The organism is Rosettibacter firmus (genome assembly GCF_036860695.1).
Taxonomy (GTDB): Bacteria; Bacteroidota; Ignavibacteria; order Ignavibacteriales; family Melioribacteraceae; genus Rosettibacter; species Rosettibacter firmus.
The window spans coordinates 183,540-205,058 of sequence record NZ_JAYKGJ010000003.1 but is presented as its reverse complement, the minus strand read 5'-3'; the positions used below and the strand labels follow the sequence as shown (position 1 = coordinate 205,058).

At 29.6% G+C, this 21,519-nt stretch carries 24 protein-coding genes; 15 read left to right on the top strand and 9 right to left on the bottom strand.

The window, feature by feature from the left end:
* Positions 1-42: 42 nt before the first annotated feature.
* The gene (locus tag VJY38_RS11275; RefSeq protein WP_353680811.1) at positions 43-1,011 is read left to right on the top strand and encodes a glycoside hydrolase family 130 protein; all 969 of its coding nucleotides are present in this window, start codon (positions 43-45) and stop codon (positions 1,009-1,011) included.
* A gap of 362 nt (positions 1,012-1,373) precedes the next feature.
* Here the strand turns inward: VJY38_RS11275 and VJY38_RS11270 are convergent, their stop codons facing one another.
* From VJY38_RS11270 to VJY38_RS11260, 3 genes are all read right to left on the bottom strand, one after another.
* Positions 1,374-2,564 (bottom strand): M24 family metallopeptidase, encoded by a 1,191-nt coding sequence (locus VJY38_RS11270; RefSeq protein WP_353680810.1) that lies wholly within the window; start codon positions 2,562-2,564, stop codon positions 1,374-1,376.
* A 68-nt stretch (positions 2,565-2,632) separates the two neighbouring features.
* A complete protein-coding gene (locus VJY38_RS11265) occupies positions 2,633-4,204 on the bottom strand; it encodes a sensor histidine kinase (RefSeq protein WP_353680809.1) in 1,572 nt (523 codons plus the stop codon).
* A gap of 65 nt (positions 4,205-4,269) precedes the next feature.
* Entirely contained in the window at positions 4,270-5,238 is a 969-nt protein-coding gene (locus tag VJY38_RS11260) for an L-threonylcarbamoyladenylate synthase (RefSeq protein WP_353680808.1), read from the bottom strand.
* 104 nt (positions 5,239-5,342) lie between these two features.
* Between VJY38_RS11260 and hisN the strand changes: the two genes are divergently transcribed.
* Both hisN and trxA read left to right on the top strand, forming a co-directional pair.
* The gene (gene hisN, locus VJY38_RS11255) at positions 5,343-6,113 is read left to right on the top strand and encodes a histidinol-phosphatase (RefSeq protein ID WP_353680807.1); all 771 of its coding nucleotides are present in this window, start codon (positions 5,343-5,345) and stop codon (positions 6,111-6,113) included.
* 178 nt (positions 6,114-6,291) lie between these two features.
* Positions 6,292-6,627 (top strand): thioredoxin, encoded by a 336-nt coding sequence (trxA, locus tag VJY38_RS11250; RefSeq protein WP_353680806.1) that lies wholly within the window; start codon positions 6,292-6,294, stop codon positions 6,625-6,627.
* Positions 6,628-6,678: 51 nt separating this feature from the next.
* On the opposite strand, the gene VJY38_RS11245 is transcribed toward trxA, so the two are convergent.
* Positions 6,679-6,888 carry a 4Fe-4S binding protein gene (locus VJY38_RS11245; protein WP_353680805.1) on the bottom strand — a complete coding sequence of 70 codons (210 nt, stop codon included), beginning with the start codon at positions 6,886-6,888 and terminating at the stop codon, positions 6,679-6,681.
* 209 nt (positions 6,889-7,097) lie between these two features.
* A complete protein-coding gene (locus tag VJY38_RS11240) occupies positions 7,098-9,074 on the bottom strand; it encodes a thiamine pyrophosphate-binding protein (RefSeq protein WP_353680804.1) in 1,977 nt (658 codons plus the stop codon).
* A gap of 305 nt (positions 9,075-9,379) precedes the next feature.
* On the opposite strand from VJY38_RS11240, the gene VJY38_RS11235 reads away from it, so the two are divergent.
* On the top strand, positions 9,380-9,895 hold the full coding sequence (locus tag VJY38_RS11235; protein ID WP_353680803.1) for a hypothetical protein: 516 nt from the start codon (positions 9,380-9,382) through the stop codon (positions 9,893-9,895).
* Here VJY38_RS11235 and VJY38_RS11230 read toward each other — a convergent pair.
* From VJY38_RS11230 to rlmN, 3 genes are all read right to left on the bottom strand, one after another.
* Positions 9,887-10,339 carry a hypothetical protein gene (locus VJY38_RS11230; RefSeq protein WP_353680802.1) on the bottom strand — a complete coding sequence of 151 codons (453 nt, stop codon included), beginning with the start codon at positions 10,337-10,339 and terminating at the stop codon, positions 9,887-9,889. The genes VJY38_RS11235 and VJY38_RS11230 overlap by 9 nt on opposite strands.
* 17 nt (positions 10,340-10,356) lie before the next feature.
* On the bottom strand, positions 10,357-10,893 hold the full coding sequence (locus VJY38_RS11225) for a hypothetical protein (RefSeq protein ID WP_353680801.1): 537 nt from the start codon (positions 10,891-10,893) through the stop codon (positions 10,357-10,359).
* Between the two features lie 75 nt (positions 10,894-10,968).
* Entirely contained in the window at positions 10,969-12,036 is a 1,068-nt protein-coding gene (gene rlmN / locus VJY38_RS11220; RefSeq protein WP_353680800.1) for a dual-specificity RNA methyltransferase RlmN, read from the bottom strand.
* A 144-nt stretch (positions 12,037-12,180) separates the two neighbouring features.
* Between rlmN and yidD the strand changes: the two genes are divergently transcribed.
* The 8 genes from yidD to VJY38_RS11180 all read left to right on the top strand — a co-directional run bounded on the left by yidD (position 12,181) and on the right by VJY38_RS11180 (position 18,151).
* Positions 12,181-12,561, top strand: a complete 381-nt coding sequence (yidD, locus tag VJY38_RS11215; protein ID WP_353680799.1) for a membrane protein insertion efficiency factor YidD — start codon at positions 12,181-12,183, stop codon at positions 12,559-12,561.
* 48 nt (positions 12,562-12,609) lie between these two features.
* On the top strand, positions 12,610-13,503 hold the full coding sequence (locus VJY38_RS11210) for a hypothetical protein (RefSeq protein ID WP_353680798.1): 894 nt from the start codon (positions 12,610-12,612) through the stop codon (positions 13,501-13,503).
* A 3-nt stretch (positions 13,504-13,506) separates the two neighbouring features.
* Positions 13,507-14,334 carry a tetratricopeptide repeat protein gene (locus VJY38_RS11205; RefSeq protein WP_353680797.1) on the top strand — a complete coding sequence of 276 codons (828 nt, stop codon included), beginning with the start codon at positions 13,507-13,509 and terminating at the stop codon, positions 14,332-14,334.
* Positions 14,331-14,759: an ACT domain-containing protein gene (locus tag VJY38_RS11200; RefSeq protein ID WP_353680796.1), complete on the top strand. Its 429-nt coding sequence runs from the start codon at positions 14,331-14,333 to the stop codon at positions 14,757-14,759. The genes VJY38_RS11205 and VJY38_RS11200 overlap by 4 nt, the downstream gene beginning before the upstream one ends.
* A 126-nt stretch (positions 14,760-14,885) precedes the next feature.
* Positions 14,886-16,247: a PFL family protein gene (locus VJY38_RS11195; protein ID WP_353680795.1), complete on the top strand. Its 1,362-nt coding sequence runs from the start codon at positions 14,886-14,888 to the stop codon at positions 16,245-16,247.
* 26 nt (positions 16,248-16,273) lie between these two features.
* Positions 16,274-16,879: a LemA family protein gene (locus VJY38_RS11190; RefSeq protein WP_353680794.1), complete on the top strand. Its 606-nt coding sequence runs from the start codon at positions 16,274-16,276 to the stop codon at positions 16,877-16,879.
* Positions 16,880-16,889: 10 nt separating this feature from the next.
* Entirely contained in the window at positions 16,890-17,615 is a 726-nt protein-coding gene (locus tag VJY38_RS11185) for a TPM domain-containing protein (protein ID WP_353680793.1), read from the top strand.
* A gap of 203 nt (positions 17,616-17,818) precedes the next feature.
* On the top strand, positions 17,819-18,151 hold the full coding sequence (locus VJY38_RS11180; RefSeq protein WP_353680792.1) for a 4Fe-4S dicluster domain-containing protein: 333 nt from the start codon (positions 17,819-17,821) through the stop codon (positions 18,149-18,151).
* Positions 18,152-18,305: 154 nt separating this feature from the next.
* Here the strand turns inward: VJY38_RS11180 and VJY38_RS11175 are convergent, their stop codons facing one another.
* Positions 18,306-19,067, bottom strand: coding sequence for an endonuclease/exonuclease/phosphatase family protein (locus VJY38_RS11175; RefSeq protein ID WP_353680791.1), 762 nt, complete (start codon positions 19,065-19,067; stop codon positions 18,306-18,308).
* A 201-nt stretch (positions 19,068-19,268) separates the two neighbouring features.
* Between VJY38_RS11175 and VJY38_RS11170 the strand changes: the two genes are divergently transcribed.
* From VJY38_RS11170 to queG, 3 genes are all read left to right on the top strand, one after another.
* On the top strand, positions 19,269-20,123 hold the full coding sequence (locus VJY38_RS11170; RefSeq protein ID WP_353680790.1) for an MBL fold metallo-hydrolase: 855 nt from the start codon (positions 19,269-19,271) through the stop codon (positions 20,121-20,123).
* A gap of 9 nt (positions 20,124-20,132) precedes the next feature.
* Positions 20,133-20,462 (top strand): nitrite reductase small subunit NirD, encoded by a 330-nt coding sequence (gene nirD, locus VJY38_RS11165; protein ID WP_353680789.1) that lies wholly within the window; start codon positions 20,133-20,135, stop codon positions 20,460-20,462.
* Positions 20,463-20,591: 129 nt separating this feature from the next.
* Positions 20,592-21,515, top strand: coding sequence for a tRNA epoxyqueuosine(34) reductase QueG (gene queG, locus VJY38_RS11160; RefSeq protein ID WP_353680788.1), 924 nt, complete (start codon positions 20,592-20,594; stop codon positions 21,513-21,515).
* Positions 21,516-21,519 lie beyond the last annotated feature (4 nt).

Here is a 21,519-nt window from a genome sequence, read left to right as displayed (position 1 = left end):
TTCGAAAATTTTATGTGAGGAAAAATCACTCGGGAGGAATTTATGAGTAACTCTTCTCATGAATTATTTAAACGATATTCTAATAATCCAATTATTACAATTGAAGATATTCCTTATCCAGCAAATTCAGTTTTTAATTGTGGAGCAGTATCAATTAATGATGAAACAATTTTATTACTGCGTGTTGAAGATTTAAGAGGTATTTCACATTTAACAGTTGCACGTAGTAAAGATGGAATAAAAAACTGGCAAATAGATTCAAAACCTACATTATTACCAGATCCAATAAATTATCCTGAAGAAATTTGGGGAATTGAAGATCCAAGAATAACTTACCTTGATGAATTAAAAAAATATGCAATTACTTATACAGCATATTCACATGGTGGTCCATTAGTTTCACTTGCAATGACGGAAGATTTTAAAAATTTTGAGAGATATGGAGCAATATTACCCCCAGAAGATAAAGATGCTGCTCTTTTTCCTGTTCGATTTGGAAATCGTTGGGCAATGCTTCATCGTCCAATAATTTCTACTCCATATTCTGCTGCTCATATCTGGATTTCTTTTTCGCCTGATTTAATTCATTGGGGAGAACATAGAATTTTAATTAGAGCACGAGAAGGAGCATGGTGGGATGCAAACAAAATAGGATTATCACCGCCCCCAATTCAAATTCCAGAGGGCTGGTTGGTTTTATATCATGGAGTAAAGAAAACAGCTGGTGGAGCTATTTATCGACTTGGTCTGGTTCTTCTTGATTTGAAAGATCCTACAAAAGTATTACGAAGAAGTGATGAATGGATTTTTGGTCCTCGCGAATACTATGAAAGAGAAGGAGATGTTGATGATGTTGTTTTCCCTTGTGGATGGATTGTTAATGATGATGAAGTGAGATTATATTATGGAGCAGCAGATACTTGTATTGCTCTTGCAACTGCAAAACTTAGCGAATTAAGAAAATATATACTCTCAAGTCCAGTACCCGAAGAATCATTAAGATGGGGCTGATCTAATTGTAGTATCAGCATCATCTATAAAAGATGATGCTGAAAATATTTTTTTGATTTTTAAATGAAGATGATTTCTTTTTATTGCCGTTATTCAGATTATATTATAAAATGTTTGATATTGTTATTGTTTTAATGAAATAAAAAATCGCTTTATTTAATGATTAAAAATTAATAGAAAAACCTAATACAAGTGATTGTTCTAATCTTCCTTTATTAGAAATATCCTTGTCGAAAATATACCTGCTGTTATATTGTAATGAAATCATATCAACATTTAATCCAATAATAAATAATGAACTAAATCTTGAATTTTTAGTATCGTTTAAAAATTCCTTTTCTAAACAGAATTATTGTATACTTCTATTTAATCAAATACAATTCCTTTTGTCTTTCTGATAAAAATTCACAACCATTATTTGTTACAAGAACCATCTCTTCGATAGTTGCAATTCCATAATTGTCAATTGTTAATCTGGGTTCAAGTGTGAATACATTTCCTTCTTCTATTTCAAGAAAAGGCAGATTGCCATAGCGTTCCCATTTTGGTCCTAAAAGTGCACCACCATCATGCACAGAGCGACCAACCTGGTGTCCAAGTCCATGTGGAAACTCACTATAACCATTAATCTGAATATAATTTCTTGCAACCTCATCTATTTCCCACCCTTTTTTTCCGGCTCTTAATTCATTTGCAGCTTTTGTGATTGCTTCGTGAATTACATTAAAACCTTTCTGAACTTCATCTGGGGGAGTATCTTCATTTGGTTTTAATATATACCAAGTTCTTTGTAAATCGGAACAATAACCATCAATCTTTAATCCGAAATCTAAATTAACTACATGTCCAGGTTCAATTATTCTATCAGTTGGACCGGAGTGAGCACCAGCAGTATCAGGTCCAGTAAAAACAGAAGGACAGTATTCCTTATCCCATGCAAGTTCATAACCTCTTTCTTTAACAAGATTATGCACAAAGCTGGCTATTTGTTTTTCTGTCATTCCTGGTTTCATGTAATTGGTAACTTCATCGAAAATGTTTAATGTTTCTTTAATAGCCTTTTTAATAAGTTCTAATTCCTTTGGGGATTTTCTTCCTCTTAGTGTAGAAACAATTTCTTCAGAAGAAATAAATCTGTTTATGTAATCAGTATCTTTTAAGTGGTCAAGTAATTCAAGGTAGAGACCATGTGTAAGTCCATCTGCAAGACTGGAATTTCTTGAATAATTAATTGCTATTTTATTTGGTTTAATTTGTTCGATTACATCAAGAAATTTTTCCTTTATGGATTTGAGGTAAGGATGAATATTTTTATATGTCCCAATTGTTTTCATGTTTTCATATTCGAGTGAGCCAATGATGGCATGAGTATTTCCATCTTTTGTAATTATAAAAGCCGATTGCCAGGTAGCATTGGTTCCTACAAGCATATCCATCATAGGATCTTTAATATTTCCTGTTTCTCTTACATAAATAAGCCACATATCAATATCTTTTTCGGATAATATTTTTGCTGCTTGTTCAATCTTTTCGAGTATTAATTCTTTTTGCATTTTATTCCCCTTTTTCTAATAAAAAATTATTATATATAGTATGGAATTTATAAGGCAGATTAAAATATCTAAGTAATTGGAAATTCATTTTTGTGTAGTGTAAATGTAAATGTAGTCCCTTCATTTAATTTGCTGCTGACCCAGATTTTGCCTTTATTTTTCTCGATCATTTCTTTGCAAAGAATTAATCCAAGTCCACTTCCTTTTTCATCTCTTGTTCCACTCTTTGTGAAGGGGATGTCAATTCGGAATAGCTTTTCAATATCTTTATCATCCATCCCGATACCATTGTCGCTTATAGAAATTTCGACCATATTATCTTTCTCTTTAGAACTAAGTATTATTTTTCCATTTTCATAAGTGAATTTAATTGCGTTCGATAACAAGTTTTGAATAACAGAAAAAATCATGTCTTCATCTGCAAAAACAATTTCATCCTTATTAATGTTGTTTATTAACTCAATTTTTTTAATAAGAGCATTATTTAATAGAAGATTTATTACTTTGGTAGATACATCATAAATATTGAATTTTCTTGGCTTGAATGATATGGTGCCTGTTTGAATGCGTGACCATTGTAATAAATTTTCAAGTAAATTAAATACTGTTTTTGCAGCATCATTAATATTTTGTGCAAAAGATTTTATTTCATCTTTGCTTAATTCATCTATATCCTGATAAAGAAACTCAGAAAAACTTAAAAGAGAACTAAATGGACTTCGCAGGTCGTGAGCAATTATAGAAAAGAATTTATCCTTTGAAGCATTAGAATTTTTTAATTCTTGATTCAGTATCTCAAGTTCTTTTACTAATTCTTTTAATTGTGCTTCGTGCTTTTTTCTTTCTGTAACATCTCTTAATATTCCACGATAGCCAATTATCTTCCCATTTTTATCTTTAACCGCTACAGATGTTTCTCTTACTGTTACAATTTCACCATTTAATTTTTTTATATCAATTTCAAAATCCTTTACAAAACCATTTTTTATTAATTCGTTTTTGAATCTTTCTCTGTCGTCCGGGTTTAAATAAATATCATTTACTATGTTAATATTATTTAATTCATCTATTGAATTTATTCCAAAGAACTCCATACCCGAAGGATTAAGTTCTATAAATTTGCCATCGATTGTGCTTTCGTACACTACATCTTTTAATTCCATAAACAATTCGTGATATTTTTTTTCTGCCTCTATCAACTTCTCTTCAGTTTGAACAAGATCACTTATATCTTTACTTAGACCGACGTATGCTATTGGTTCGCCTTTTTCGTCTTTCACAATTGAAGTGCTTAATTCAATTATAAATTCGCTTCCGTCTTTTTTTACATTTATTAAGCGACCATTCCACCCACCTTTTTGAGTTTCTTCGTGTATACGTTTAAGAATTTCAGGGTCGTTTTTAGGAGATCTTAAAATACTTGTATTTTTTCCTATAATTTCATCAAGTGTGTATCCGTAAGTATTAAGAAAGGTTTGATTAACGAAGATAATGTTATGATTTAAATCTGTTATACTTATGCATTCATGAACTGAATTAATTGCATGAATTAAAAGTTTGATATTTTTCTTTGTAATAAAAAAAGAACTTGCAAAAGTTTTGTTTGAATTTGCTTTTTTATTGGTAGAATTATAATTCATTATAAATTTGCACCCGGTAAGAGTTAAAATATTTTTGTTTAAATATACAATATTTTCTAAATACATCAATCATATTTTTTAGAGGCTTTTTTTAATCTATCCATAATTGCTAAACCCAAACCTTCTTCTTTAATTGGTTCAACTAAAATTAAATCCAGATTTTCAGATTCAAACTCATGGAGGTATTTAAATAAATTTGCTGCAGCTTCTTTTATATCCCCAGATGGAGAAAGAATTTTTATTGATGCAAAATTAAAGTCAATATTTTTTTCTTTAAAGAATAGCACGCCAATTTTTCTGTCTGAGTTTTTTTTAAGATTTTTTTCGTTCAAGAATAAAAGTGGCACAGAAGGTGAGTAATGATATGGTAATTGTCCAGGGGATTCTGGATTAGTTGTATTTATTTTTAATGATAACTGAGTGTCAATAATTTTTTCTATTTCTTCTTTTGATAATCCACCAGGTCGAAGTAAGTAAAAATTTCCCTCGCTAAATTGAACAATTGTAGATTCTACACCTATATTACTTTTACCTCCATCAAGAATTAAATCAACTTTGTCGCCAAGACTTTTTTTAACATGCTCTGCAAGTGTTGGACTTAAATGTCCAAATCTATTTGCACTTGGAGCGGCAATAGGCGTTTCACTTTTTTCAATAAGTTCAAGTGCAACTTTATGATTTGGCATTCGAATAGCAACTGTTGGGTTTCCAGAAGTTACTATATCAGGAACTAAGTCAGTTTTTTGCAGAACTAATGTTAAAGGTCCTGGCCAGAATTTTTCTATTAATAAATCAATTCTTTCATCGTCATAGATTGTGAGTTTTTTAATCCAGTCTTTTTGTGATATGTGCAAAATAAGAGGATTAAAAGATGGTCTTTTTTTTACTTCAAAAATTTTTGCAACTGCAATTGGATTTAAACCATCTGCACCGAGGCCATAAACTGTTTCGGTTGGAAATGCAACCAATCCACCCTTTTTAATAATTTCTGCTGCCTGTGCTATTGAATCGCTATTGGCTTTTATAATACTCATATAATCTTTTATTTGTTATTCTAAAAATAATAAGTTTTGGTTTAGATTGATAATTCTATTAATTTGAAAGGTAAATTGATTAATTATCAAAAGGAGATATTTAAATGGATGATATTGAGTATCTAAAAAAATTTATAAAACTTTTAGCACATGAAAGTGAGAAAATTATTATGGATTTTTTTAGAAAGGAAATAAGTATTGAAACTAAAACAGACCTTACACCTGTTACAATTGCAGACAAAAAATCAGAAGAAAAAATGCGTGAACTTATAATGCGTGAGTTTCCAGAACATGGAATAATAGGTGAAGAATTTGATGATATAAATCCAGATGCAGAATATAAATGGGTGCTTGATCCAATTGATGGTACAAAAAGTTTTATCTGTGGAACCCCACTATTTGGAACTCTGATAGCTTTATTAAAAAATGATGAACCAATTTTAGGAGCTATTAATTTGCCAGTACTTAAAGAATTTTTGATTGGTGATAACAACTCGACATTTTTAAATGATATAAAAGTTAGTGTGAGAAAATGTGAAATGATTTCATCTGCAGTTTTATTAATTACTGATTACATGAATTTTGAAAAATATAGAAATTTAAATGCATTGAATAATCTTATAAGAAAAGTAAAATTATTTCGTAGCTGGGGTGATTGTTATGGATATTATTTAGTTGCTACTGGCTATGCAGATATTATGATAGATCCAATAATGAGTCCATGGGATTTAATGGCTTTAATTCCTGTTATAAATGGCGCAGGTGGAAAGATAACTGATTATTTTGGAAATAATCCTTTGAAAGGAAATAGCATTGTAGCAACTGGTGGGACAATTCATGATGAAGTCATTAAAATTCTCAATCAAAAGAAGTAGAAAAACTTACGAAAGTAATTATATCTTATATAAAAAATAGGTCTACACTTTTAATAATGGATTAAAATGCTTTTAAATAAACTTTTGAAATTCAAAAATAAATCCACTTTTTTATAGATTATGAATCTTTATAATTATAGTTGCATCATATTAGTGACAAAAAAATAGGAGTTTTTAAATGAGCAATATTATAGAAGGAACAGATTTCAATTTTCAAAAAGAAGTATTAGAATCCAATCTTCCTGTACTTGTAGATTTCTGGGCACCATGGTGTGGCCCGTGTAGAATGGTTGCACCAATTGTAGAAGAAATTGCAAATGAATATGCTGGGAAATTAAAAGTTGTAAAATTAAATACAGATGAAAACTTTGGTGTAGCTACTCAATATGGAATTATGAGCATTCCTACTCTTGGAATATTTAAAAATGGAAAATTAGTCGATGCTGTTATAGGTGCAGTTCCCAAATATCATCTGGTCTCTAAGATTAAACCTTATATAGACAATATCAATTAATAAATAAAAAACCCGATTCGATGCTGGATCGGGTTTTTTTAAAGTGTTTATTTATTGTTCAACAATTGCATCTACTGCACAAACCTCTACACAAGATTTACAATTATTACATAATTCGGGTGCAATAAATGTGTGATCCTCTGATATAGGGGGACGAGTTTCACCATTTACAGTATATTCTTCGCCTGCATTGTATATAGCATTATTTTCACATTCATCAATACAGGCAGAACAACTTATACAATCATCAGTTATTACCATTTTTTACTCCAGTTTTAATTAAAATTCACATAATTATTGCAAATAACTTGCCAGTTATAAAAATTAAATTGTGATTTCTTTTGCAACCTGGTTTTTTCCAGAACTGAAAAAGTCATATACAATGTTTGCAATTATGAGAAATAAATTTATGGGTTATAGAATTTTATTATTAAATTCTGGATTTACTGGTGAGCATCTAATTTATTTTATTATTGTGGTGCAGAATCACTATAAATATTTGCCTGTGATTTTTCTATTATAGTTTCTAAATTCTCAATTCCGGAGATTCTCTTAGCAAGCGACATTCCATCTAATCCATGATACTCTAAAACTTCTAATGGAGTACCACATTCTGGATAATCATCAAGTCCAATTATATCAAATTTTTTTGCCTGGAGATGATGAACATCTGCAAGAGCATTTAAAATTCTTTCGCCTAATCCACCAATTATTGAATGGTCTTCAAGGACATAAATATTTTTGTAATTCTTAGTTATACTATCTATCCAATCTAAATCAATTTTATTCAACCAGGGCATATTTACAACTTTTAAACCGTAGTTTGCATTTTTCAGAATTCTATGTGCATTTAAAGCTTCGTGTAACATTACAGGTCCATAAGAAAATATAATTGCATCTTTACCATCTGTTAATTCAGTGCCTATTCCAATAGTAAATTCATAATCTTCTGGTAATTCAATTTTTTCTGGAGAAGGACCAATAGCTAATCTTAGAACACAATTTTCTTTTGATTGATTAACACAATATTCAAGTGCCTTTTTTGTCTCAAGTGAATTACACGGTTGTATTATAGTAACATTGGGTATAGCTCCAAATAAAGAAATATCACGAACACTTTGATGTGATTTTCCAGGACCAGCTGGAATAATACCTGCAAAGTGACATACATAAATTATTTTAGTTTTTTCACAGGCATTGTTATAAATTTGTTCATTGGCTCTGGCTGCTAAAAAGCTTGCAAAGGAATTAACAACAGGTAATAAGCCCATTCTTGCTAATCCACCAGCCATAGAAACCATATCCTGTTCTGCAATCCCATTTTCTATAAATCTATCTGGGAATTCATATTCAAATTTTCTCAATCTGCAATCGGCTGCTAAATCTCCATCAAGCACAATAATTTTATCATTTGTTTTTGCAAGTTCAACGAGAGCATCGCCAAATGCTTCAACTACAAATTCTTTATCTAATTTTGTTGATGCTTTGCTTTCTATTTTATTTTCTGGAATTTCTATTTTTTCAATTCCTAATTCTTTAGCAAGATTATTAATTGAATTAATTAGTTCATCTAATCCTTTCAAGAAATTTTCGTCATCAGGAGCTCCACTATGCCAGCGATAATATGTTTTACCTGATATTGTTTCGGTAAAAGGTTTTTCCATAAAAGAAATTCCTTTTCCTTTTATAGTGTCTGCTATGATCATTTTGGGTTTATCAATTACATATTTCAAATTTGTGAAAGTTTCTTTGAGTTCATTAAAGTCGTGCCCATTAATTCTTACAACATGCCAGCCAAATGAACTAACTTTTGTTACAATATCTTCTATGTTATTTACATCTTCGACCAGCATATCTGTTTGATATTTATTGTGATCCATAATTACAGTAAGATTTGAAATTTTTTGATGTGCAGCTGCTTGAATTGATTCCCAGATCTGTCCTTCTTGAAATTCTCCATCACCTGTTAACACAAATACATTTCCATTTTTTTTCTGATACTTTTTTGCCCATGCCATTCCTTTTGCTTTTGATATTCCCATACCAAGAGAACCAGTACAAGCTTCTATTCCTGGTATTCTTACATCAGGATGTCCATCCAATCCATTCAATCTTCGCAACATCAATAATTTTTCTTCTGGAAGAATTCCTACAGCATAAAAGAGAGAATAAAGAGCAGGCACATCATGTCCTTTTGAAGAAAAATAAATATCTCTTTCTTCATTATCTAATCCAACATTTAGTACATTAAGTTCATTTAAATATAGGTAAGTTATAATATCCATTGAGCTAAAGGATGAACCGAGATGACCAGAACCTGCTTTTTTAACAGCAACAAAAGTGTTAAAGCGACACATTTCTGCAAATAGTTTCATTTTCAATTCCCAATTACCATCGAAAGCTATAAGACGATCAAATTCAGATTTTTTGATTAAATTATATGCCACTTTTATTCCCCTGGATTTATTTTAATTATATATTCATCATAGAACAAAATTACTTCATTTTATAATAAAGAAAAAAATTTTTGTATTAAATAATAGTAAATAAATTTTGTTGATTATAAATTTATTACTATTTAACTTATTTTCCAGACGGGAAAAATACTCCTTAATTTGTCTCATATTAATTTATTTATTGGCTATAGGCTTTACTAATTCTCCCATTTGATCTTTTCATAAAATATTCTGAATTATTTTGTAAAGAAAATTTTTAATTGTTAAATGTCTATTATAAAGGAATAGGGGGTTTTATGAATGATGTAAAAGAAGAAATATTTACAATTGATGCAGAACAACGCAGAAAAGCTAATGAATTTATTATTCGACATCTGCAGGCTTCGATGATCGATGGTAAAGTTGATTTGAAAAATTTAAGAAGAAAACTTGCTGTTACTTACTGGATTATTATCTTATTGTCCGTCATAATGTTTGGTATAGGAATTATTCTTTTAAGTATCCCTTTCAAAGCAGCTTATAATACTAACATTGAAGAATATAAGGCATTGATAGCAGGTGGATTTGGTATTGTTGATTTAATTACTTTGTTTTTTTTCAAACCGATTGAAAGGATACATAAAATTATGGGAGATATGAGTCAGGTTGTAATAGCTTTAAATAGTTATCAAACACAATTGGGACTTCGTTTAATGCAAATGGATGCTACAGATAGAGAATCAATGGGAAGAACAGCTGAATACCTTAGTTTAGCTGCAAAAGAAAGTATTAAGTTAATTCAAGATTATTTTGAATCGGTACAGTCAAAATGAAAAAATTTTGTATTTATTTGCTCTTATAATTTTTCTAAAGTATAAAAGCTTTTCATCCCCAGAGTCAGTCCTTATGCATTTTATATAATAACTATCGTTTTGCAACGATTCAAATTCTCCATGAATTATGTAATTACAGATACAGCGACATAAGTTTGCAGCAGTATCAGTTATGGTGATTGTAATAGTATCTTTTATAATTTTATTTCTAATTAAGAATCTGTTTTTATCGGGACAGCAATTTGCACTAACACAGAAGTCGATTGTTAATTTATCAGAAAAATTATAACTAAAACATGAATCACTTAAATCCATTTTGAATAACTTATTTATAGGTCTACAACCATCGAGTTGATAAATTTTTGCTCCTATTTCTGGTGTAACACTACTTTCTTTGCAATTAGTAATTAGAATTATCAATAATAAAAATACTTTTTTATTCATGTTTATATCTATTTTACTTAATAACCTCTATTTCTTAATGTCGTAGCTATTCTTAAACCAAGTTCACTTAATTGAGTAATATTTTTGAACAATCCCCAGTATTCTACTAAGTTTAATCTTTCATAATAAATAATGGACTTACTCCGTGTATCAAATACTTTAATTAATACTGGTTTATAAATTAATTGTCTGTTTGAAGGACTGGATTCACGTAGATTAATTATATTTTCTGCATTACCAAATACAATTAAATCTGAATTTACATAATTTGAAATCGTATCTGCTATTTCTGTTGATATATTAGCCAGGTTATAATTTAATTTTAGTAATTTACTCCAGGTTGAATCATCTTCAATAACATGATAACCTTTTTGTAAAAAACCAGTTATAAGAGAAAATCGAATTTCGTCAGAAGCATAAGGATATTTTTCATTTTGTATAAATGGCATTATTAAAACAGTGCTTGCTTTTGCAGGTTGTAAATCTGATTGGCTAAAAAGATTTGATAATTGAATAAAAAGAAATACTAAACATATTATGCTGTGGTTCAGCATTTTAATTGTTTTTTATTACAGCTTTATATTACTCAATAACTTTATGAATATCAATCCAATTTTTATTGAATTTAATTATGAATTATGTTTAATTGCTAATTGCCCGCATGCAGCTGCGATGTCGTCGCCCTGAGTATCTCTAATAAAAACAGTTAAGTTTTCTTTTCTCAAATGTTCTACAAAATCCTTGATTTTATTGTAAGGAGTAGAATCAAGTTCTGCAGAAATTCCTGTGGGATTTATATGTTTAATACTATTGAAGGGAATTACATTTATTTTGGATGGAAGTTGAGAACACAATTTTTTTAATGCTTTGATGTCATCTGGTCTATCGTTTATATCTTTTAACATAACATATTCAAATGTAATTCTTGTTTTAGTTTTTTTAGCATAGTATTTAAGGGCATCAAGATTTTCTTTAAGAGAATATTTTTTGTTAATCGGCATAATTTTACTTCTGATATCCTCGAATGCTGAATGAAGTGAAAAGGCAAGTTTTATTCTAAGATTTCTATCTGCAAGTTCAATAATTTTGTGTGGAATACCTGCGGTTGAAACAGTAATTTTCTTTCGGCTTAAACCTTTAGTTAATTCATGTGTAAAGATCTCTACAGCTCTTATTGTATTTTCAAAATTTAAAAGTGGTTCGCCCATTCCCATGAAAACAATATTTGTAATTTTTTCTTTCCCGATTTCTTTTGCAGTTAATAAATATTGATCTACAATTTCACCTGATGTAAGATTTCGTTTAAATCCCATTACGCCAGTAGCACAAAACTTGCAATCAAGAGGACAACCAACCTGAGTTGATATGCATAATGTATTTCTATCTTTATCTGGTATTAAAACCGATTCGATTTTTTTATTGTCTTTAGTTGAAAAAAGAAATTTCTGTGTGTTCGTTATCGAAGATGTTTGTCGATTTACAAGTTCAAGTGTTTTTAATTCACACTCTTCATTAATTTTCTCTCTTAGGGCTTTTGGAAAATTTTTAATCTCATTTCCATCAAAAACTATGTGATTATATAACCAGTTAAAAAGCTGTTCGGCTCGGTATTTTGGTTCTCCTATCGAGATAAAAAAATCTCTCAGTTCTAATAAGGATAAATCTTTTAACTGTATTTTATTATTCTTTTTTATCATAGTTTCAAATATAAAAAATGGGAAGGTAAAAAAGTGTGCATAAAAATTTGATTACTAAAGTAAGTAGATGAATTTATTAATTATTTAACCATATGTTTCTTTTTGTTATTTTGTTATATCAATTTTCAAATAACAGAAAAATATATGAAATATTTTTTATGTGTTTTTTTATTTACCATTACACTATGCAAAGCACAATCTGACTGGATTAAGTGGGATAAGGTAGTTGTTTCTTATAAAATCCATAATGAAAGCAATTCATCACAAAAAAATGAGAAGGATGCGTTAACTTTTTCAAAAGCTATTTATAATTTTTTTATATCTGATCTGGATGGAGATAATTGTCCATTTAATCCTTCATGTTCAGAATTTTTTATTGAAGCTGTTAGAAAGACTGATATTTTGCAAGGGACACTGATTTTTGTAGATAGATTCACAAGAGAATTAAATTTATTTAAGAGAATTAATGGTTATCCAAAACTAATGAATGGGAAATTATATGATCCAGTTACAAACTATTTTTAGTTAAATTAATCAATAATTACACATCCAATCCCACATTGATAAATTAAAATGTTATTGTTTTTTCTTAAAAAAATAAGCTATATAATTTTTTTCTTTCTCATTTGTTTTGATATAAACAATGGACAGAGATTAAATAATTTTTTCAATTCACCTGAGAATCGTTTAAAATTTGCCAATCAACTTTTTATCGAAAAAGATTATTTGAGAGCACTGGAAGAATATAAAGAATATTTAAAAGTTTATGATAATGATACAGTGCGGTTTAAGTATGCAGAATGTCTTTTAAGAATTGAAAGATTTGAAGAAAGCGGAGAAAATTTTAAGAGCCTATTTTTCAATTCGACACTTGAAGAAGAAGCAAAACTCAATTTTTATAGAGCAAATTTTCTCCTGAATCTCTCTAACAATAATTTAGCTCATTTTAGAGAAATAGCTGAAAAAGAAATATATCAAAGCGAAAAATTTTCAAAATACATTAATAGATTGAAATTTATTTCTTATTTGTTTGATAAGTCACCTCTTCCAGATTCATCAAAGTTTTTCTCTGCTTTTGATGATTCTAATTATACATTTATTAAAAAATTCTATTTATTAAAAAAATATCCTCCATATAAAAGTAAAACAACAGCAGGAATATTATCTGCATTTCTACCTGGACTGGGTAAAATTTACTTGGGGGAAACTGGAGATGGAGTAACTGCGTTCATAGCAACAGGATTACTGACTATATTATCTGTTAATAATTTTAATAATGACCATCAATTTAGGGGCTGGTTATTTGCAGGATTATCAGCTTTAACTTATGCTGGAAATATTTATGGCTCGGTTGCTGCAGCTAAAGTTTATAATGCAAAAGTCAAAAGTAGTTTTATTAATGAAATGAATAATTATTTTAAGCAAAGAAATTACTTCTTGCCTCATTTTGATTTTATTGAGAGATAATCAATGAAAAGAATTTTTTTACTATATGTGAGTTTGAATATTCTAACAATATTTGCACAGGATTTATCAATACAAAAGAAATTTGCAGATTCATTATTTAAAGCTGAACAATATTTTGATGCAATTACTGAATACAAAAGACTTATGTTTTTTGATACCACAAAAACCTATGCATTTATTTGTAATTTTAATATAGGTAAGTGCTATAAAGCAGGTGGAAAATTTGATGATGCAATAAAATATTTTTCGATGGCTGATATAATTGCGAAAAATCCTGATGATAAGTACCAAGCCAAAATAGAAATAATTAAATCGAACTTATTACGCCGAACCACTGAAAGGGCACTACAAATTTTATATGAAATGGAAAACTCGAATGAATATTATGAAAAACTTGATTCTCTTAACTACTGGCGTGGGTGGGCATATATTTTTCGTGATGATTGGGAAAGAGCAAAATATTATTTTGAAAAGTTTCAACCTGGTCATGAATTAGCAAAAATTTCAGATAAAGTAATAAAAGAAAAATATTCGGTTACTTTTGCAAAGGTATTTTCTTATATTGTACCTGGTGCAGGACAAATTTATACAGGAAATTATTTATCTGGCATTATGTCCTTTGGTTATAATATATTATTTGGCTTATTAACTGCAAAAGCATTTTCACAAGATAGAATTTTCGATGGAATTGTAATCGGTGGTTTATTATGGTTAAGATTTTATAGGGGTAATATTCAAAATGCAGAAAAGTTTGCCATTGAAAAAAATGTTTCAATTTCTAATAAAGTTCTAAATTATCTTCAGTATGAATATAAAGGCGATAAACCATGAAATTAACGGAAGAAGAAATAAGAAAAATTACCCTTGAAACAATTAATGAACTTGGTAAAGATGCTACACCTTCTGAAATAAAAGAAGCTGTTCAAAAGAAAATTGAATTAATGTCAGATTATGATTTGAAATTAAAAAGCGGTGAAGTTTCTTCGGGAAGAGTAATTTTAACATCTTTTGGTTTGAATAAGCCAGGTATTGTAGCAGCTGTTACAAAAGCCTTAGCAGAGTCTAATTGTGATATTCAGGACTTAAGTCAAAGAATCATGGGTGATTTTTTTACGATGATAATGATAATTGATATTTCAACATCAAATAAGGATTTAAAAGAAATTCAAAACGAAATGGCAAAAGTTGCTGACCAATTAAAAATAAAAATATATCTCCAGCATGAAGATGTCTTTAGATATATGCACAGAATATAAATATATTCTTAAAAATTCTGTGCGGACTTATCATCCAGAAGTTGTATTTTTCCAGAAAAGATTATTCCATTAAAATTATTGAATAAAAAGTAATTTAATAATTAAACGGGAAGCGAGCTAAATAAAATGCAATATGATTTTGAAGAAATATTAGAAACTATACGAATGACCGAAATTGAGCATTTTGATATTCGTACTGTTACAATGGGAATAAGTTTAAGAGATTGTTATGATCGCAATATTGAGATTACGAAACAAAAAATTTATGATAAAATTTTTCGTTACGGTAAAAATCATGTAAAAAATGCAAAAGAGATAGAATCACAATTTGGAATTTCCATTGCAAATAAAAGAATTTCTGTTACTCCCATCTCAATTCCATTCGATTCATGCACAACAGAAGAATTTATTGAAATTGCGAAAGTTCTCGATTCAGTTGCTGAAGAAATAGGTATAGATTATATAGCAGGATATTCAGCATTGGTTCAGAAAGGGATGACAAATGGTGAAAGAGAACTTATTAAATCTATTCCATATGCACTTTCACAAACCAGAAGAGTTTGTTCAAGTGTAAATGTTGCATCTACAAAAGCAGGTATTAATATGGATGCAATCATCATGATGGCAGAAGTTATAAAACAAACAGCAGAGTTGACTAAGGAAGATGATTCAATTGGTTGTGCAAAACTTGTAGTCTTTGCAAATGCAGTAGAAGATAATCCATTTGTTGCAGGAGCTTTTCATGGAGTTTCTGAACCTGAAGTTACATTGAATGTTGGGATAAGTGGACCAGGTGTTGTACTCGATGCAATTCGAGAAGCAGGAAAAGTAGATTTGCAACAACTTTCTGAAATAATTAAAAAAACAGTTTTTAAAATTACTCGTGCAGGCGAATTAATTGGAAGAAAAGTAGCGGAAAAAAATGGTGTTCCTTTTGGAATTGTTGATATTTCACTTGCACCCACACCATCTGAAGGAGATAGTATTGCTGATATATTGAAAGCAATGGGATTAGAAGATGTAGGTGCTCCAGGAACTACTGCTGCACTTGCAATGTTGAATGATTCAGTTAAAAAAGCAGGATTGATGGCTAGTTCTTCAGTTGGTGGTTTAAGTGGTGCTTTTATTCCTGTAAGTGAAGATATAGGAATGATACGTGCTGTAATGGCTGGAAATTTATCTATTGAAAAATTAGAAGCAATGACTGCAGTCTGTTCTGTTGGTCTTGATATGATTGCAATTCCTGGAGATACTCCTGCTTCTACTATCGCAGGTATTATTGCAGACGAAGCAGCAATTGGTGTTATTAATGATAAAACAACTGCAGTACGAATTATTCCTGCTTACGGTAAAAAAGTTGGTGATTTTGTTAATTATGGTGGTTTACTTGGTAAAGCTCCTGTTATGAATGTTAGATTATTAAATAGCTCAGGTTTTATACATCGTGGTGGAAGAATTCCAGCACCAATGAGAAGTCTTACAAACTGATCTTTCCATTAATATATGGAGGTAAAATGAAAAAGGGTTTAATTATTACACTTGGTATAGTAGCATTTTTTGTAATTATAATTTTATTAACAATTAGCTGGGGAGTTGGAGTTTATAATAGATTGGTATCTTTGAACGAAAGTGTAAATCAAGCCTGGAGTCAGGTAGAAAATCAATATCAAAGAAGATATGATTTAATTCCTAATCTTGTAGAAACTGTAAAGGGTGTTGCTAACTTTGAAAAAGAGACCTATATAGCTGTAACTGAAGCTCGTGCTAAAGTAGGACAAGTACGAATTACTGCAGATCAACTAAGTGATCCAAATGCATTTCAGAAATTTCAACAGGCACAGGATGGATTAAGCAATGCCATTTCTCGTTTACTTGTGGTAGCAGAAAATTATCCACAGCTTAAAGCAAATGAAAATTTCTTACAGCTTCAAGCTCAACTTGAAGGAACAGAAAATAGAATTTCTGTTGAACGAATGAAATTTAATCAGGTTGTTCAGGATTATAATACTCAGATTAAAAGATTCCCTGCGGCAATAATTGCAAATATGACTGGCTTTAAAGAAAAACAATATTTCAGAGCTACTGCAGAAGCTTCTCAAGCTCCAAAAGTTCAGTTCTAATGAGTTAATCATGAAAAATTTTGTATTGATTTTTTTATTTTATACTTTATCATTAAATGCTCAGGTTGAATTCCCGATCCTTAAAAATTATGCTAATGATTATACAGCTACTTTGAAAACATCCGAAATCTCTTTATTGAATAATAAGTTAAAAAGCTTTGACGATTCTACATCAAATCAAATTGTTTTTTTAATGATTTCAACTCTAAATGGATATCCAATAGAAATGTATGCTTATGAAGTTGCTTCTCGGAATAAAATTGGTACTGCAAAAAATAATAATGGAGTTCTTTTTTTGGTTGTAAAAGATGATAGAAAGATGAGAATAGAAGTAGGATATGGTCTCGAAGGTGCACTTCCCGATGCTCTTGCTAGTTCAATTCTCAGAAATGAAGTGCGTCCATATTTTAAAAGAGGTGATTATTTCCATGGAATAGAAGCAGGTATAGATGCAATAATTTCTGCCACTAAAGGTGAATATAAAGGAGACAAAAAAGATAAAGAAGAAGACGATATTAAATTTCCATTTATTTATATAATAATGATATTATTATTTTTGTTGCTATCTCGTGGTGGAAGAAGAAGCGGTGGTATATTACCATGGTTAATTATTGGATCAATGGGTGGAGGTAGAAGTAGAGGCTGGGGTGGTGGTGGATTCAGTGGTGGCGGTTTTGGTGGTTTTAGTGGTGGGGGTGGGTCTTTTGGCGGCGGAGGTGCAAGTGGTAGCTGGTAATTTTTTCATAATTATTCTTGAAGTTATAAGAGGCTTTTATTATAATTTCGATGGATTTATTTTGTTTAATGATTTTTAATGGTAGACAGGCTTACTTCGTTATATTACATTAAACGAAGACTTCCTGCCTTTAGTTCTTTACATTCCCTTGGAATTATAGGTAGTTAACTAATAAATTTTTCATAAATCAAGGAGAACAAATTATGGCTATAATGATAACCGATGAATGCATCAATTGTGGTGCTTGCGAACCAGAATGCCCAAATACTGCAATTTATGAAGGTGGTGCTGAATGGAAACTGGGTGATAAAACTTATGGAGAAAATGATCCAGCTCCATCTGGTGCAACAGGATTTTTTTCTGCAGATCGTTTTTATATTGTTCCCGATAAATGTACTGAATGCGTAGGCTTCCATGATGAACCACAATGTGCTGCTGTTTGTCCAGTCGATTGTTGTGTTCCTGATCCAAATCATGTTGAAGATAAAGAAACTTTATTAAAAAAGAAGGAATATCTCGATAGTATTGGAAGATAAACTTTAATATAAAAGGCTCGAGTAATCGAGCCTTATTTAATTCTAATTTTATTACCTATCTTAATTTAAACCTGATTTTTTATCTTTTTAAGAACTAAAAAACATTTGAGATAAAACTGAATTTTTAATTACTGCATTTAGCTTTAGTGATCTATTATTCTGAATATTTTATTATTGCTGTTACTGGGAAATGATCAGATGGATATCTTCCATTGATGTTTGTTTTAATAATTTTTGAATTGAGAATCTCGAAATTATTTGTTACAAAAATGAAATCAATTTTCTCACCTGTGTCATCTCCTTTAAAACCATTAAATGTTCCTTCGTTAGCTGTTTTGGTATGCAAATATCTATAAGAATCAATAAATCCAGAATTTAAAATTGTTCTAATTGTTTCTTCGTCTTCTCCGCAGTTGAAATCACCTGTAAGAATAACTGGTTGAGTAATTTTCAACTCTTTAATTTTTTCAATTACTGCATTTGCACTTTTGATTCTTGATTCTTTTGATTGATGATCAAGATGGAGATTAAACACATAAATATTTCTGCGAGAAAATTTATCAAATAATTTTGCCCAGGTACAGATTCTGGTTATATTATTTCCCCAGCTTTTTGAACCAGGAATTTTAGGAGTGTTAGAAAACCAAAATGTTTCTGTTGTGTCTACTATAAATCTTTCTTTCGAAAATAATATTGGTGAATATTCACCTGAAGTTTTTCCATCATCTCTTCCTACACCTACATAATTGTAATTTTGTAATTCAATTAATAATTCATCCAGTTGGAATTTTAATACTTCTTGCATTCCAATTATATCTGCATTGTAATCACGTATAACATCAAATAAAATATTTTTTCTGTATTGCCAGCTATTTTCACCATCATCTGCACTTCCATAACGAATGTTGAACGTCATTACCTTAATTTCTGTTGTATTGTTGTTAATTGTCTTTTGAATTAAACTACAACTTAGAAATGAAAATGTAATAATAAAATAGACTAAAATTTTACATATTAGAAAGTTGTTTATTAGTTTTTTGTGAATCATAGTAATTCCTGTATTTTTATTAAATTTATTTGTACATAAAATACTCTTAATTAAACATAAAAATAAAAAATGAAAATTGGCAAATACGATTTAATACCAATAGAAACCTGTAAGTTTGCATTGGATGGTGGTGCAATGTTTGGCGTTGTACCTAAAATGTTATGGCAGAATTCTAATCAACCAGATGAATTTAATAGGGTTACACTCCATGCCAGGTGTCTTTTATTGAAAAGCAATAACAAAAAAATTTTGATAGATACTGGACTTGGCAATAATTGGGACGAAAAATTCATGAGAATTTATAATGTAGATTATTCTGAATTTGATTTAATAAAATCTTTGCAAACAAATGGTATAAAAACAGAAGAAATAACAGATGTAATTTTTACACATCTTCATTTTGATCATACTGGTGGTTCAACAATACTTGAAAATGAAAAATGGATGCCTGCATTTCCCAATGCTAAATATTATGTACAGAAAAAACATTTTGATTGGGCATTAAATCCTTCTGAAAAAGACAAAGCAAGTTTTGTAACTAATAGATTTCTTCCTTTATATGAAAACGGAATGATTAATTTTATTGATGGTGAAAACAATTTTGATGATGAAATACAAATCTTAATTTCTGATGGACATACCTTTTCTCAACAATTAATAAAAATTTCTGATTCTTCAAAAACACTCTTATTTGCTGGTGATTTGTTCCCTTTCACTTCTCATATACCAATTCCATATATAACAGGTTATGATTTACAGCCATTAGTCACCATAAAAGAAAAAAAAGAAATTTTAAAAAAAGCCTGCGATGAAGAATGGTTAATATTTTTTGAGCATGATCCATTCACTGTTGCTGCAACCATAACAAAAAACGAAAAAGGTTTTTCGGTAAAAGAAAAATTTTTGAGTTTATCCGAACTATAATTAAATTTTATGGAAAACGAGTTTATAAAAGTTTGTAAGTATTCTGATTTAAAAGAAAAAACAGGTAAGCAATTTTTTGTTAAAGATATTGAGATTGCCTTATTTAAAGTTGATGGAAAAGTTTATGCTCTGAGTAATATATGTCCACATCAAAAAACTCACTTAATGCACGAAGGAATTATTGAAGATGGTAAGGTTATATGTCCAGTTCATGGTTGGGAATTTGATTTGCAAACTGGTAATCTTGCAAAGGGCAGGAAAGGTTTAGAAGTTTATGATGTTAAAATTGATGATGATTATGTTTATGTGAAAGTAAGAGAAAAAAATTTCATATGGTAATTAATATTAACAGAACGATACAATTAAATTTGTTTTTGATGATCACTTATATCTGAAATCTGATGATTAGAGTTTAGCTCTTTATCATATTATTTTAATGGTTAGGTAAACAATTAATTTATTTAAAACATGGCAAGATTAACAAATGAAATAGTTATAGCAAAAGCAAAGGAACTTGGTTTTGATATGATTGGTTTTGCAAAAGTTGAACAATTAAATAAAGAAACAGAAAGATTAAAACAATGGCTCGAGAATGGATATCATGCAAGTATGGATTACATGAAAAAAAATATTGAGAAAAGATTTGATGTTAGAAATATTTTACCCGAAGCAAAGAGTGTAATATCGCTGGCAATAAACTATTATAAAAAAGATCAGCATATTAATAAAAATGGTTTTGGAAAAATATCTCGTTATGCATGGGGAAAAGATTATCATTTAATTATCTGGGAAAAATTAGAACTGCTTGAAGATGAATTGAAAGATATTGACCCAGAATTTATTTCTAAATCGTATGTCGATACTGGTCCAGTTATGGATAAAGTGTGGGCAGTAAAAGCAGGTATTGGCTGGATGGGGAAACATACAAATGTTATAACAAGAGAAATTGGTAGCTGGATATTTCTAGCAGAAATGATAACTAATTACGAATTTGATTATAATGAACCTATAACAGATTATTGCGGTACATGTAGAGCATGTATTGATGCTTGTCCTACTGATGCAATTGTTGAAGAATATGTTGTTGATGCAAATAAATGTATTTCATTTTTAACTATAGAAAACAAAAACGAAATCCCAGAGAATTTTAAAGGTAAATTCGATAACTGGATTTTTGGTTGCGATATTTGTCAGGAAGTATGTCCCTGGAATAAAAAATTTTCTAAGCCAAATAAAAATCACGAATTTAATTCAGTTGAAAATAAAGAATTAAAAATTGATGAGATATTAGAAATGACTGAAGAAGAGTTTAAGGTAAAATTTCAGTCAAGTCCAATAAGTAGAGCCAAACTTAATGGATTAAAAAGAAATGCAAAATTTTTAATTTCCTAAAACG

Excerpts from the sequence above, each read along its gene's own strand:
- VJY38_RS11265 (WP_353680809.1), bottom strand. The coding sequence starts at position 4,204 with ATGAATTATAATTCTACCAATAAAAAAGCAAATTCAAACAAAACTTTT.
- VJY38_RS11170 (WP_353680790.1), top strand. The coding sequence starts at position 19,269 with ATGAAAATTGGCAAATACGATTTAATACCAATAGAAACCTGTAAGTTT.
- VJY38_RS11190 (WP_353680794.1), top strand. The coding sequence starts at position 16,274 with ATGAAAAAGGGTTTAATTATTACACTTGGTATAGTAGCATTTTTTGTA.
- VJY38_RS11245 (WP_353680805.1), bottom strand. The coding sequence starts at position 6,888 with ATGGTAATAACTGATGATTGTATAAGTTGTTCTGCCTGTATTGATGAA.
- VJY38_RS11185 (WP_353680793.1), top strand. The coding sequence starts at position 16,890 with ATGAAAAATTTTGTATTGATTTTTTTATTTTATACTTTATCATTAAAT.
- VJY38_RS11200 (WP_353680796.1), top strand. The coding sequence starts at position 14,331 with ATGAAATTAACGGAAGAAGAAATAAGAAAAATTACCCTTGAAACAATT.
- VJY38_RS11210 (WP_353680798.1), top strand. The coding sequence starts at position 12,610 with ATGTTATTGTTTTTTCTTAAAAAAATAAGCTATATAATTTTTTTCTTT.
- VJY38_RS11230 (WP_353680802.1), bottom strand. The coding sequence starts at position 10,339 with ATGAATAAAAAAGTATTTTTATTATTGATAATTCTAATTACTAATTGC.
- VJY38_RS11195 (WP_353680795.1), top strand. The coding sequence starts at position 14,886 with ATGCAATATGATTTTGAAGAAATATTAGAAACTATACGAATGACCGAA.
- VJY38_RS11175 (WP_353680791.1), bottom strand. The coding sequence starts at position 19,067 with ATGACGTTCAACATTCGTTATGGAAGTGCAGATGATGGTGAAAATAGC.
- VJY38_RS11260 (WP_353680808.1), bottom strand. The coding sequence starts at position 5,238 with ATGAGTATTATAAAAGCCAATAGCGATTCAATAGCACAGGCAGCAGAA.
- VJY38_RS11205 (WP_353680797.1), top strand. The coding sequence starts at position 13,507 with ATGAAAAGAATTTTTTTACTATATGTGAGTTTGAATATTCTAACAATA.
- VJY38_RS11180 (WP_353680792.1), top strand. The coding sequence starts at position 17,819 with ATGGCTATAATGATAACCGATGAATGCATCAATTGTGGTGCTTGCGAA.
- yidD (WP_353680799.1), top strand. The coding sequence starts at position 12,181 with ATGAAATATTTTTTATGTGTTTTTTTATTTACCATTACACTATGCAAA.
- hisN (WP_353680807.1), top strand. The coding sequence starts at position 5,343 with ATGGATGATATTGAGTATCTAAAAAAATTTATAAAACTTTTAGCACAT.
- VJY38_RS11275 (WP_353680811.1), top strand. The coding sequence starts at position 43 with ATGAGTAACTCTTCTCATGAATTATTTAAACGATATTCTAATAATCCA.
- queG (WP_353680788.1), top strand. The coding sequence starts at position 20,592 with ATGGCAAGATTAACAAATGAAATAGTTATAGCAAAAGCAAAGGAACTT.
- rlmN (WP_353680800.1), bottom strand. The coding sequence starts at position 12,036 with ATGATAAAAAAGAATAATAAAATACAGTTAAAAGATTTATCCTTATTA.
- VJY38_RS11225 (WP_353680801.1), bottom strand. The coding sequence starts at position 10,893 with ATGCTGAACCACAGCATAATATGTTTAGTATTTCTTTTTATTCAATTA.
- trxA (WP_353680806.1), top strand. The coding sequence starts at position 6,292 with ATGAGCAATATTATAGAAGGAACAGATTTCAATTTTCAAAAAGAAGTA.
- VJY38_RS11270 (WP_353680810.1), bottom strand. The coding sequence starts at position 2,564 with ATGCAAAAAGAATTAATACTCGAAAAGATTGAACAAGCAGCAAAAATA.
- VJY38_RS11235 (WP_353680803.1), top strand. The coding sequence starts at position 9,380 with ATGAATGATGTAAAAGAAGAAATATTTACAATTGATGCAGAACAACGC.
- nirD (WP_353680789.1), top strand. The coding sequence starts at position 20,133 with ATGGAAAACGAGTTTATAAAAGTTTGTAAGTATTCTGATTTAAAAGAA.